Below are 11,563 nucleotides of genomic sequence, written 5' to 3' on the forward strand. Positions count from 1 at the left end.
GCTTTCTCACGCGATGGGCTGGTGAACGGTGACCAGCTTTGTACCATCGGGAAAGGTGGCTTCAACCTGAATTTCCGCAATCATTTCGGGGATGCCTTCCATCACCTGATCGCGGCTGAGCAAGGTGGTGCCGAAGTGCATCAGCTCGGCCACGGTACGACCGTCGCGCGCGCCTTCGAGCAGGGCAGCGGAAATGTAGGCCATGGCCTCGGGATAGTTGAGTTTCACGCCCCGGGCCAGGCGCCGTTCGGCCACCAGGCCGGCGGTGAATATCAACATTTTGTCTTTTTCGCGTGGGCTCAGGTCCATCGGTCAGGTACTCCAGATTCGCGGCGCGACGGCAGCGCGACCCAGCAGGGCCGGGCGCAGCACACGCCAAAGATCGATCAGCCAGGCTCGCGCGTGCAGCGCCTCGACAGCGAGGCAGCGTGCAACCAGCAAACCGGGCAATTGGCTAAGGTCACCGCGCACGCGGGCATGGGGCCCGGCGCAGAGTTCGCGGCACTGTTCAAGTAAGTCAGCGTCCAGCTCGCCGGTGATCAGCAGCGTGGCAAATACGGGGTGGCCGTCGAGGCCGATGGATGAGTCGAGCAGGCCATCGCCGCCGATTACCCGTTGGCGTTCGTGCCACAGCAAGGTGCCGTCGCGGCGGATGTCCAGGTGCGCTTGAAAGTGGCCCTTGTCGAAGCGCTCGCCAGCCGCCGGGCGGCCCAGGGCGACCATGTCCCAATACATCAGGCGGGCGTCGCCGTGCAGTTCGATTGAGGTGGTGAGTTCGGCCTGGGCGGCGGAGTAGACGATGGTCTCTTGCGGCAGCCATTCCAGGGTGCCACCGGCGGCGACGTCGATGGTCAGTTGCTGAAACGCCGGCCCTGCGGCCCGATACCACTTGGCCGCGCCGGGGCTGGTGAGCTGCGCCCAGGCGTGGTCCTGAACCTGCACGCTGATGTTCAAGCGGTCGCCACCGGCAATGCCGCCCGGCGGGTGCACGATGATGTGCTGACACACCTCAGGTCCTTCGGCATACAAATGCTTTTGCACCCGCAGCGGGCCTTGGTGTCGACGCATGACCGGGCGCGTGCTGTCGCCTTGGCGCGCGTAGGCCAGCTCCAACTCGGCGTACCAGTTGGGGGTGAACAGGGCTGGGGGAAGGGGTGCGTTCATCAAAGGCTTAGGTCAATTCGGACCCAGGGGCTAGAGCAATAGCCGTGCCTCTTGCGCTGAAGCGGTGCGCGCGGCTGGCGAACGCTGCGAAGGGTGGCGGGTTTGTTGGCCTGCTGATCAGCTTTTGCCAGCGAGCGGATGGGCAAACGAATCGGTTGTGCGCACGATTTTGGTGCGCTCCGGAGGCAAGGGGCAAAAACGGTGCAATACGCGCCAGCTGGCTCGGTAACTTGGCCGATCTGGCCCTCGCAGCGAGGCGAGCCCCCTCCTTACACTCGCGCCACCACTACCAGGGGCGCCTGACATGCTGTTGATACTCGCCTTCGTCGCCGGGCTGTTGCGCGGCTACAGCGGCTTCGGTTTTGCCATGGTGCTGGCGTTGGGCTTGCTCACCGTGTGCCCGCCAGCCTTGGCGATTCCCGTGGTGCTGCTGCTCGACCTGCTGTGCAGCGCGAGCTTGCTGGTCGGGCGCGGCCAAACAGGTTCACCGGGGCGTGGGCATTCGCTTGGTGCTGGGCATGGTGCTGGCGGTGCCGGTGGGTTCACTGGCGTTGGCTCGCGTGCCTGAGCAGTGGATGGCGCCCGTGGTGGCGGTGCTTTGCCTGGTTGGCGGCGTGCTGGTGCTGTGGCGTAAACCGGTCGCGGTCAGTGAGGTTAAGACGGGTTGGGCAATGTCGGCCGGGTTTGTCTCCGGGCTGGTCACGGCCATGGCCTCGGCGGGTGGGCCGCCGGTGGTGGTGTACTTGCTGCGCAGCGGGCTTTCGCCAGCAAGCGTGCGGGCCACCGCCATCGTATTTTTTGCCGCGAGCGATGTACTGGCGCTGGGAAGTTTGTACTGGCTGAACGTACTCGGCCACGAACACGTGAGTCTGGCGGCCAGCTTGCTGGTGCCGGCGCTGCTGGGGAATGTAGCGGGGCAGGTGTTGTTTCGGCGTAAACCGATGGCGCTGCATGGCGTCATCGGCGGCGTGCTGGTGTTGATGTCAGCGGCCACCCTGGCCAAAAGCCTGTTCTAGAAGCGGCTCAAGCCGCTCCCCGAACGGCGAGAGTCAGAGCGGTTGTTGCTTGTCTACGGTAGGCGGCACAGGCGCTTGCTCGGTTTTCAGCAGGTCGCGAATTTCGGTCAGCAACACCACTTCAGCCGTCGGCGCAGCCGGCGCTTTGGCGTGCTCTTTGTGCAGTTTGTTGATGACCTTCACGCCCATGAAAATGGCGAAGGCCACGATCACGAAGTCCAGGCAGGTTTGCAGGAACTTGCCGTAGGCCAGCAGCACGGCCGGGGCGTCGCCCTGGGCGGCTTTGAGGGTGATGGCGAGATCAGAAAAGTCGACGCCGCCAATCAACAGACCCAGAGGCGGCATGATCACATCGCCCACAAACGACGACACAATCTTGCCGAACGCGGCGCCGATGATGATACCGACCGCCATGTCGACGACATTGCCTTTGACTGCAAACGCTTTGAACTCGCTGAGTATGCTCATAGATCGACTCCCTGTTGCTAATGATGGTTGGGGGGCAGTGTAGAGCACCCGTTTCGCCGCTCCCAGCTTCAAGTGACCGGCCCTGGCGCAGTGCGTTCCCGTTTTTGCCGCTGGTCTAGGCTGTCAGAGAGTCAACCCACCCATTGCGACAGGAGACGGCCTATGACCCTCGAACACCATCCGCTGCACGTGGAATACCCTGAGTATCAGGACGAGCTGCAACGGCTGCTGGGCCAGGACGCGCACTTCAGCAAACTCGCCGCCAACTACGCGGCGCTGGATAAGCAGATTTTCCAGGTGGAGGACGGGCGTCAGGCCATGGATGACATGGCGCTCAAGGCGCTGAAAAACGAGCGGGTGACCTTGAGTCTGGAAATCGCCCAGCGGTTGGAAGCGGCGGCCAAAGACCGCTAGCGAAGCCTCGCGAACCAAGCCTGATAGTTGTCCAGCGTTTGGTTCGCGTTTGTCGCTTATATATTGGAAGAAAGAACCGGTTTGCGTATCGGATATTTCTAATTTAACGTGTCCGCCCTCAGGCTTTTATTTCATATTGATTCGCGTCAGTAACTTTCATTTTCATTAAGCTATTCGCGCGAATACGCCTGACGTTATTAACTAACGAGGAAGTTTTATTTATCGGGATGGTTAAAGTTTTCTATTTAGAAAACGTGGCTGTATCGCTCTAGTCTCCTAAAGCGCAACTGATGCGCTAAAAATAATAGGGAGACGATCATGACTAGAAAATCGCTTGTTCCTGCCACTTCACTGTTTTGTGTCGGGTTTCTTTCCTTCTCCGTTCAGGCCGCCACGCTCACGCGCGACAACGGCGCGGCGGTGGGCGACAACCAGAACTCGCAAACGGCCGGCGCCACGGGCCCGGTGCTGCTGCAAGACGTACAACTGCTGCAAAAGCTGCAACGGTTTGACCGCGAGCGCATTCCTGAGCGCGTCGTACACGCCCGTGGCACCGGGGCCCATGGCACGTTCACGGTTACCGACGACCTCAGCGACCTGAGCAAAGCCAAGGTGTTTGCCGCCGGCGAAGTCACGCCGGTGTTCGTGCGTTTCTCCGCCGTGGTACACGGCAACCACTCCCCCGAAACCCTGCGCGACCCCCGTGGTTTTGCCACCAAGTTCTACACCGCCGACGGTAACTGGGACTTAGTGGGTAATAACTTTCCAACTTTCTTTATTCGCGATGCCATCAAGTTTCCCGATATGGTGCACGCCTTTAAGCCGGACCCGCGTACCAACTTGGATGATGATTCGCGCCGGTTCGATTTTTTCTCCCATGTGCCTGAATCCACCCGTACGCTAACCGAGCTGTATTCCAACTACGGCACCCCGGCCAGTTATCGGCAAATGGACGGCAATGGTGTGCACGCGTACAAGTTGGTTAATGCCAACGGTGAAATCCATTATGTGAAGTTTCATTGGAAAACCTTGCAAGGCATTAACAACCTCGACCCCAAACAAGTCGAGCAAGTGCAGGGCAAGGACTACAGCCACTTGGGTAATGATCTGATCGCGCACATTAAAAAAGGCGACTTCCCCAAATGGGATCTGTACGTGCAAGTGCTCAAGCCTGAACAGCTGAGCTCGTTCGCTTTCGACCCGCTGGACGCCACTAAAATCTGGCCGGATGTGCCCGAGCGCAAAGTCGGGCAGATGGTGCTTAACCGCAATACCGACAACGTGTTCCAGGAGACCGAACAGGTGGCCATGGCGCCCGCCAATCTGGTGCCTGGCATCGAACCGTCCGAAGACCGTTTGCTGCAGGGTCGCGTGTTTTCCTACGCCGATACCCAGCTCTATCGCCTGGGCGCGAATGCCTTGCAGTTGCCCATCAACCAGCCGCGGGTGAAGGTGAACAACGGCAATCAGGACGGCGCCATGAACAGCGGCAAAACCACCTCGGGGGTCAACTATCAACCCAGTCGCCTGGAGCCGCGTGAAGAAGTTGCCAGCGCGCGCTACAGCAGCTTGCCGCTGTCGGGCGGCACCGAGCAGAAGAAAATTCAGCGTGAGCAAAACTTCAAACAGGCCGGTGATCTGTACCGCTCTTACAGCAAGAAGGAGCGCGATGATCTGATCGCAAGCTTCGGCGGTTCGTTGGCCACCACCGATGAAGAGAGCAAGCACATCATCCTGTCGTTCTTGTACAAGGCCGACCCTGAATACGGCACGGGTGTCGCGAAAGTCGCCAAGGGCGATTTGGAGCGAGTGAAAGCCTTGGCCGCCAAGCTGTCGGACTGAGGGTAATAGCGGCGGCCTTCTGCTGAAGGCCGCCGTTTTTTCAGGAGCGCTGTGATGATTATTCGAACCGTTGTACTGCTCGGCGCATTGGCATTCAGCGCGCTGGTTTCGGCGGCTACTCCGAGCGAGCCCGCCGATGTCCAGGCGCAACTGCGCAGCTATTTTTTCGAAGCCGCACGGGCAGGCGATGTGCCGGTGCTGCAAACCTTTATCGACGCCCATTACCCGCTCGATAGCCAGGATGAGAAGGGCTACACCGCGCTGATTCTGGCGGCCTACCACGGCCAGCAACCGGCCGTTGAGCTGCTGTTGCAGGCCGGCGCCGACGCCTGTCAGCAAGACCAACGCGGCAACACCGCACTGATGGGGGCGATTTTCAAAGGTGAGGTCAGCATTGCCCGGCGCCTGCTGGCAACCGATTGCAACCCGGACCAACGCAACGGCGCCGGCCAAACCGCCGCCATGTACGCCGGCCTGTTCAACCGCGCGGAGCTGCTCGATGCCCTGGCCGCCAAAGGCGCGGATTTGAACGCCGAAGACGGTCTGGGCAACAGCGCCGCTCGGCTGGCCACCGGCGAAATTCGCACGCCCGCCCCGCGTTGAAACGGGGTAGCTGCGCTATCATCGGCGCTTTTCGGCGAGGGGGTTGAGATGGCCAAGGCCAAGCGTATGTATGGCTGCACCGAGTGCGGTGCGACCTTCCCCAAATGGGCCGGCCAGTGCGGCGAATGCGGCGCCTGGAACACCTTGGTCGAAAGCATGATCGAGGTCGGCAGCGAAACGGCGGCCAGCGGTCGTGCCGGTTGGGCTGGGCAACAGGCGCAGCTGAAAACCCTGGCCGAAGTCAGTGTTGAAGAAATGCCGCGCTTTTCCACCGCCTCGGTGGAGCTGGACCGCGTGCTCGGCGGCGGTCTGGTCGACGGCTCGGTGGTGCTGATCGGCGGCGACCCCGGCATCGGCAAATCCACCATCCTGCTGCAAACCCTCTGCAACATCGCCACGCGCCTGCCGGCGCTGTACGTCACCGGCGAGGAATCGCAGCAACAAGTGGCCATGCGCGCCCGTCGCCTCGGTTTGCCGGAAGACAAACTCAAGGTGATGACCGAAACCTGCATCGAATCGATCATCGCCACGGCGCGGGTGGAAAAGCCCAAGGTCATGGTGATCGACTCCATCCAGACGATATTTACCGAACAACTGCAATCGGCCCCCGGCGGCGTGGCGCAGGTGCGCGAAAGCGCGGCGCTGTTGGTGCGCTATGCCAAACAGAGCGGCACGGCGATTTTTCTGGTCGGCCACGTGACCAAAGAAGGCGCGCTGGCCGGGCCGCGCGTACTCGAACATATGGTGGATACCGTGCTGTATTTCGAAGGCGAGTCAGACGGTCGCCTGCGCTTACTGCGGGCGGTGAAAAATCGCTTTGGCGCGGTGAACGAGCTGGGCGTGTTCGCGATGACAGACCGTGGCTTGAAGGAAGTGTCGAATCCCTCGGCCATTTTCCTCACCCGTGCTCAGGAAGAAGTGCCGGGCAGCGTGGTGATGGCCACCTGGGAAGGCACACGGCCGATGTTGATCGAGGTGCAGGCGTTGGTCGACACCAGCCACCTGGCCAACCCGAGGCGCGTGACCCTCGGCCTGGACCAGAACCGGCTGGCCATGCTGCTCGCCGTCCTGCACCGCCATGGCGGCGTTCCGACCCACGACCAGGACGTGTTTTTAAACGTGGTCGGCGGCGTGAAAGTGATGGAAACCGCGTCCGACCTGGCGCTGATGGCGGCGGTGATGTCGAGCCTGCGCAACTGGCCGCTGGCGCACGACTTGCTGGTGTTCGGCGAGGTGGGGTTGTCGGGTGAAGTGCGACCGGTGCCCAGTGGGCAGGAACGGCTGAAAGAGGCGGCTAAACATGGCTTCAAACGCGCCATCGTGCCCAAAGGCAACGCACCGAAAGAGTCGCCGCCTGGGCTGCAGATTATTGCGGTGACGCGGTTGGAGCAGGCGTTGGATGCGTTGTTTGAGTAGAGGCGTTTGGTCAACGCGTTTTATCACGCGGGTTTTTAAATCGGCCCGGATAGGCGTTTGACGGGATAGCCTGGATCCCCGCTTTCGCGAGGATGACGGTGAAGTTCGTAGGTTGGGTTGAGCGCCGAACTACCCAACCTACGCGTTACGCCTCGCCGAGCGAGGTCAATTCACGCTCAAGCAAATCTTCGTCGCCCAGATTCAGCTCCACCAGCCGGCGTAAATGGCTGACCGAGTCGAGGTCGATGTGCCGGCATTCGAAGCCCAGCAAACCGCCTTCGTCGCGGGCCAGGGTGGCTTCCATGCGCACATGCACGTCGGGGCTCAGGTGCACATGGGCGTCGAACGGCTGGCTGACATCGCCGTTCCAGTTTTCCGGACGCTGGACCAGCAGGCCTTTTAGCGAAAGGTCGTGCAGTTCAACCGTCCAGCGCTGATCGCCTTGGGCGATTTCGGTGCTGGCGTCGAAGGCAATGCGCTGGAAGCGCCGACGCTCGTTGGTTGACTCACTCATGGGGTTTGCTCCAGTAGGCAGTGTCTATCCGATTTCATCGGGGCATTTCGGTTCCATCACTATAGCCAAGGCTACGGCGCCGGCTATGGCTGCGGTGGCTGAAGTGTGACGGCGCGCTTTTTTCGCCGGTAGCCGACCACTGCCAGGCCGGCGACCAGCGCTAGGCCGAACAGCCAGAATTTATGCGGGCGCAGGGCTTTCCAGGTGGTGTCGAGGCGGTACTGCCACAGGCGCTGGGTGACGTGCTCGAAGTCCGGCTCCTCGCAGTTCTGGCCGAAATTTCCGGACCAGGGCACCACTGGTCCGTTGTCCACGTAACGCCGGTAATAGCGCTGCGCCAGCGGCAGGTCGCTGTAGATAATCCAGCCGGTGGCGCGGCACAGGGTGGCGGCGTAGGCCTGGCTGGTGGTCGGTAGCAAGTCGGCGGCTTGATTAGCCAGTTCGGCCGCGACCCAGCGGTAGTGGTAGCGGTTGTTGGGCTGCGCCAGATTGGCGTTTTGCCGCTCGGTTTCGGCTTGGCTCAACAGTCCACCTGGCGTCTGAACCTGCACCCGGTCGAGGGAATACATACCGTCGAACCAGGCAAAGTCGGGCGACATTTCGTAGCCGAGCAGTTCCATGCCCTGCGTGCGCGCCAGTTTGCCGGCCTGATACAGCGCTTCGGCTTTGCCTGTGTCGGTCCAGCGCGACTTCGCCGCTTGCCGGGCTTGGCCGTACTCGCGGGCAGCGGTTTGCAGGCTCACTTCGTAGAAATAGTTCGGCGCCTCGTCATAGCGCCCATCGCGCAACAGGCGGCGTGCCAACAGTTGCCGCAATTGGGCGGCAACCGGGCGCGGTTGGTAAACGTAAGGCTCGGGCGGCGTGGCAATCGAGGGCGGAGCCGGCACGTTGGCATCGACGAAGGCTTTCAGCTCGTCGGTGGTCAGCACCCGTTCGGCGACTTCCGCCGTGTCGCCCCAGTAGATATAGCCGCTGCGGTACAAGGCTTCGAAGGCTTCGAGGTAGTCGCCGCGTTGCAGCGCCAGAATGGCGCCTTCGCCCTCGACGCGGCAGTGCGGCTGCAGGGTTTCGCTGTTCCAGTTAGCGTCGCGGCGCCAGCCCCAGGACTCGTCTTCAGGAAAGGCCTGGGCGGCTTTGGCATAGGCGGCCTGGGCGCTGTTCTGGTCGCCGTTGCGCAAGGCGATTTTTGCCCGCAGCCACCACGTCAGGCCATTGTCGGGCGCATGTTCGAGCAGGGCGGCGGTGGCGGCGTAGTCGCCCACTTGATAACTCAACGCGGCGAGGCGGTCGGCGTTGGCCATATTGGCAATGTCGCCCCGTTGCAGCAGTTTCACCAAGGTTTGCTCGCCCGCTGGCTGCTCGCCGTACGACCAGCCGGCATGGCTGATGAGGTACGCCGTCAGCAGGCGCTGCACCGGCAGTTGCTGAAGCAGCGGCGCCAGTTGCTCTTCCGGCATCTGGCTGAGATCGACGGCAAGCGCCTTCATGGAGCTGTAGCCGGTGGTGGAGCCGAGTTTTAGCTGACTGGCGTACAGCCCGATAGCAGCCGACCAGTCGCCTTCATCCAGCTCCAGGCGCGCTTCTTCACCGAGGCTGGCGATGCCCAGTTCCATGGCATCGCTGGCACCGTCCAGCACCAGTTGGCGGGTTTGCTGAAAGGCTTGTTTGGCGCCGTCGACATCTGCCTGGCGCGCTTGGGTCAGTTGTTCATCAGTGAGGTCTGCGGCGCGCGCCGCGTCGGCGGAACGAGCGAGGCTGCGTCCCAGGGAATAGGCCGCCCAGGCGCCGCGCAGCTGACGTTCGCCGGCCGGCAGCGCCAGCACCTGACGGAAATAGGCCTGCGCCGTGGCATCGTCCGCCTGCATGAACGCCACCGCGCCGGCGGTGTAAAGGCGCAGCTCGGCGGGCAAGCTTGCGCCCGCTGCTTCGGCCTGAGCGGCGTCGGTGAGCTGGCGCAGTTCGAGGATCTTCGCCACTTGCTCAGGGCTTAAACCTTTGGGCTCGGCCACTTCCCGCTCGTCGAGGTAGCGGTTTTGCGCCTCGTCCCAGCGGCTCTCGGTGTCTGCTGGCGCTGCGGGCTTCAGGGCTGGCACCGAGACGGCGAGACGTCCGGCCTCGAAGGTGAAGTTGCTTTCAGGCAACTCGGCCAGGCTGTTGGCGCGGTCGCCCAGCAATCGCAACGGGTAATCCGGGCCGCAGGCCTCGGCGGCGGCACTCGCCAGAACCGCACTGACGGCGACGGCAAGCACGTGACGACGCAACTTAAGGTGTGACACGAAATCCTCCTTGATCGAGATGGTGGCAGCGTACCCAGCCGACTACGCGGGTCTGGCCGGCGGCGAGTTGGGCGGGCTGTTGGCGCACGAAGCGCGGGTTGTCGAGCGGACGTTGCAGGCGGTAATCGCGCGCGCCGTCGCCGGCTTCGCAGCCTTGGGCTGACGTCGTCAGTTCTGCGGGCAGCGGGGCGGACGCGTTGCCCCGGTTGGTCACGCGCACTTCATACAGCGAACCTTGCTCAAGCACGACGACCCGCACATCGCCGCGCAACGGCTGCTGGTGCAGCACCGCTTGCAGGGTTGCCAGCGGCCAGGCACGGCGGTCATCGGCCAGCGGCAGGCGAAACCATATCAGCCCGGTCAAGTGATTGATGGGCGTGCTTTGCAATTGCTTGAGCAATGCGGCCACTTGGTGTGGATCGGCTTGCAGCTCGCGGCGCGTGCCACCTTGCGTCAGCGGCGCTTCGCTTTCCACCTCGCCGTTGTCGGTCAGCGCCACGCCATAGGCGGGAAGGGCAAGCAAAAACGGTTTCGGGCTAAGCGCGCCGTAGGCAACGGCCCAACGCAGCGCCTGCTCTGGCTCGAACAAGCCAAGCGAAGGGCGGCGAACGGCGTGCACTTGCAGCACCGAACTGTCGACCTCGGCAAGCACAGCGGTCAGCGCCGGACTGCTCAGCCAGGCGGGCAGGGCGGTGATGCTCAGGGTTACGTCGTGTGGGATTTGGTTACGCAGGGTATGAAGCAAGGCGGCGTACTCGCTTAGCCGATTACTTGCACAGTCGTGGTCAATTTCCACGCCACGCAGGTTCAAACCCATGGCCTGCCAGGTGCTGATCAAGGTCTGCATCTGTGCGGCGATGGCGGCGCTGTCGAGACGGGGCAGTTGACCATCGAGGCGGATGACCGCCACCAGCGGCCGGCCATCTTGCTTGAGCAACTGCGGGTCGATGCGTGCCTGAATCCATCCTTCGCGCGGATGCAGTTGCGCGGCCAATATGCGCAGCGTGGAAAAGTCGGCATGGCTTTGCGCAAGTGCTTGGGCATGGCTCGCACGCCATTGCCGCTGCCAGATATAAACCTGCTGATCCAGCGAAATCGCGGGCGGCCGCTCGCAGCCGGCCAGGGTGATGACGGCCAAAAAAACGACGCAAAGGGTTCGCCACAAAGGCAGTGGAACGGGCACGTGCGGCAGGGCTCAAGGGAGGCGGCGCGCCATGGTGCATGAGCGCTGAGGGCGTGCCAAGCCTACCGGTCGTCCGGCGTCGATTTGACAGGGGGGTATGTGTCACCGAAGCTGCAAGAGCGTTTAAAAAACAATCACTGCGGAGCGCAGACATGGATAAGCGATTGCTTGGCAAAGGTTTGATAGTGGCAGTACTCAGCGCGGCCAGCTTTGCGGCCCAGGCCGATCAGGCCGGCGGCGGTGGCTGTGGGTGGGGCAACATGCTGTTTGAAGGGCAGCGCGGTTTGGCGCCGCACCTGCTTGCGACCACCACCAATGGCACTTCCGGGAACGCCACGTTTGGCCTCACCTCTGGCACCAACGGCTGCGACTCCCACGTAAAACTCGGGTACGGCGGCCGCTCCATGCTGGCCATGAACGGCATGCTCGACTCAATTGCTGAAGACATGGCCCAAGGTCAGGGGGAAGCGTTAGACGCCTACGCCACGTTGCTCGGCGTTGAAAAAGGCGACCGCGCGCACTTTGCCCAGGTGACCCACGCCAACTTCGACAGCATCTTCTCGAAGGCTGACGTGACCAGCGAACAGGTGCTGGCCAATACGCTGGATGTGATGAGCAAAGACGCCCAGTTGGCACGGTATGCCAAGCAACCGGCTTAACGTCCAAC

At 62.3% G+C, this 11,563-nt stretch carries 13 protein-coding genes; 7 read left to right on the forward strand and 6 right to left on the reverse strand.

Annotation, left to right across the window (positions count from 1 at the left end; genetic code table 11):
• Positions 1-6: 6 nt before the first annotated feature.
• Positions 7-309: an urease subunit gamma gene (gene ureA, locus ACZZZP_RS03215; RefSeq protein ID WP_122452160.1), complete on the reverse strand. Its 303-nt coding sequence runs from the start codon at positions 307-309 to the stop codon at positions 7-9.
• A 3-nt stretch (positions 310-312) separates the two neighbouring features.
• Positions 313-1,164 (reverse strand): urease accessory protein UreD, encoded by an 852-nt coding sequence (locus ACZZZP_RS03220; protein WP_463381784.1) that lies wholly within the window; start codon positions 1,162-1,164, stop codon positions 313-315.
• Positions 1,165-1,468: 304 nt separating this feature from the next.
• On the opposite strand from ACZZZP_RS03220, the gene ACZZZP_RS03225 reads away from it, so the two are divergent.
• A complete protein-coding gene (locus ACZZZP_RS03225; protein ID WP_463536254.1) occupies positions 1,469-1,732 on the forward strand; it encodes a hypothetical protein in 264 nt (87 codons plus the stop codon).
• Positions 1,659-2,180, forward strand: a complete 522-nt coding sequence (locus ACZZZP_RS03230; protein ID WP_463536255.1) for a TSUP family transporter — start codon at positions 1,659-1,661, stop codon at positions 2,178-2,180. The genes ACZZZP_RS03225 and ACZZZP_RS03230 overlap by 74 nt, the downstream gene beginning before the upstream one ends.
• A 33-nt stretch (positions 2,181-2,213) precedes the next feature.
• On the opposite strand, the gene mscL is transcribed toward ACZZZP_RS03230, so the two are convergent.
• Positions 2,214-2,648: a large-conductance mechanosensitive channel protein MscL gene (gene mscL, locus ACZZZP_RS03235; protein ID WP_122492904.1), complete on the reverse strand. Its 435-nt coding sequence runs from the start codon at positions 2,646-2,648 to the stop codon at positions 2,214-2,216.
• 162 nt (positions 2,649-2,810) lie between these two features.
• Between mscL and ACZZZP_RS03240 the strand changes: the two genes are divergently transcribed.
• The 4 genes from ACZZZP_RS03240 to radA all read left to right on the forward strand — a co-directional run bounded on the left by ACZZZP_RS03240 (position 2,811) and on the right by radA (position 6,923).
• Entirely contained in the window at positions 2,811-3,062 is a 252-nt protein-coding gene (locus ACZZZP_RS03240; protein WP_463381786.1) for a YdcH family protein, read from the forward strand.
• Positions 3,063-3,380: 318 nt separating this feature from the next.
• Positions 3,381-4,904 carry a catalase KatB gene (gene katB / locus ACZZZP_RS03245; protein WP_463536256.1) on the forward strand — a complete coding sequence of 508 codons (1,524 nt, stop codon included), beginning with the start codon at positions 3,381-3,383 and terminating at the stop codon, positions 4,902-4,904.
• A gap of 54 nt (positions 4,905-4,958) precedes the next feature.
• On the forward strand, positions 4,959-5,507 hold the full coding sequence (locus tag ACZZZP_RS03250) for an ankyrin repeat domain-containing protein (RefSeq protein WP_122492901.1): 549 nt from the start codon (positions 4,959-4,961) through the stop codon (positions 5,505-5,507).
• Positions 5,508-5,555: 48 nt separating this feature from the next.
• Complete coding sequence (gene radA / locus ACZZZP_RS03255; protein ID WP_463536257.1) at positions 5,556-6,923, forward strand: DNA repair protein RadA; 1,368 nt, start codon at positions 5,556-5,558, stop codon at positions 6,921-6,923.
• Positions 6,924-7,068: 145 nt separating this feature from the next.
• On the opposite strand, the gene ACZZZP_RS03260 is transcribed toward radA, so the two are convergent.
• The 3 genes from ACZZZP_RS03260 to ACZZZP_RS03270 all read right to left on the reverse strand — a co-directional run bounded on the left by ACZZZP_RS03260 (position 7,069) and on the right by ACZZZP_RS03270 (position 10,851).
• Positions 7,069-7,437: a PilZ domain-containing protein gene (locus tag ACZZZP_RS03260; protein WP_122492899.1), complete on the reverse strand. Its 369-nt coding sequence runs from the start codon at positions 7,435-7,437 to the stop codon at positions 7,069-7,071.
• An 83-nt stretch (positions 7,438-7,520) separates the two neighbouring features.
• Entirely contained in the window at positions 7,521-9,713 is a 2,193-nt protein-coding gene (locus tag ACZZZP_RS03265) for a hypothetical protein (RefSeq protein ID WP_463536258.1), read from the reverse strand.
• Positions 9,700-10,851: a DUF3142 domain-containing protein gene (locus tag ACZZZP_RS03270; protein WP_463381789.1), complete on the reverse strand. Its 1,152-nt coding sequence runs from the start codon at positions 10,849-10,851 to the stop codon at positions 9,700-9,702. The genes ACZZZP_RS03265 and ACZZZP_RS03270 overlap by 14 nt, the downstream gene beginning before the upstream one ends.
• Before the next feature lie 197 nt (positions 10,852-11,048).
• Between ACZZZP_RS03270 and ACZZZP_RS03275 the strand changes: the two genes are divergently transcribed.
• Complete coding sequence (locus ACZZZP_RS03275) at positions 11,049-11,555, forward strand: DUF3015 domain-containing protein (RefSeq protein ID WP_122492896.1); 507 nt, start codon at positions 11,049-11,051, stop codon at positions 11,553-11,555.
• The last annotated feature ends 8 nt before the right edge of the window (positions 11,556-11,563 follow it).

The organism is Pseudomonas sp. AC211, assembly GCF_979258055.1.

Coding starts and splice junctions, on each gene's coding strand:
- ureA (WP_122452160.1), bottom strand. CDS start 309: ATGGACCTGAGCCCACGCGAAAAAGACAAAATGTTGATATTCACCGCC.
- ACZZZP_RS03220 (WP_463381784.1), bottom strand. CDS start 1,164: ATGAACGCACCCCTTCCCCCAGCCCTGTTCACCCCCAACTGGTACGCC.
- ACZZZP_RS03225 (WP_463536254.1), top strand. CDS start 1,469: ATGCTGTTGATACTCGCCTTCGTCGCCGGGCTGTTGCGCGGCTACAGC.
- mscL (WP_122492904.1), bottom strand. CDS start 2,648: ATGAGCATACTCAGCGAGTTCAAAGCGTTTGCAGTCAAAGGCAATGTC.
- ACZZZP_RS03240 (WP_463381786.1), top strand. CDS start 2,811: ATGACCCTCGAACACCATCCGCTGCACGTGGAATACCCTGAGTATCAG.
- katB (WP_463536256.1), top strand. CDS start 3,381: ATGACTAGAAAATCGCTTGTTCCTGCCACTTCACTGTTTTGTGTCGGG.
- ACZZZP_RS03250 (WP_122492901.1), top strand. CDS start 4,959: ATGATTATTCGAACCGTTGTACTGCTCGGCGCATTGGCATTCAGCGCG.
- radA (WP_463536257.1), top strand. CDS start 5,556: ATGGCCAAGGCCAAGCGTATGTATGGCTGCACCGAGTGCGGTGCGACC.
- ACZZZP_RS03260 (WP_122492899.1), bottom strand. CDS start 7,437: ATGAGTGAGTCAACCAACGAGCGTCGGCGCTTCCAGCGCATTGCCTTC.
- ACZZZP_RS03275 (WP_122492896.1), top strand. CDS start 11,049: ATGGATAAGCGATTGCTTGGCAAAGGTTTGATAGTGGCAGTACTCAGC.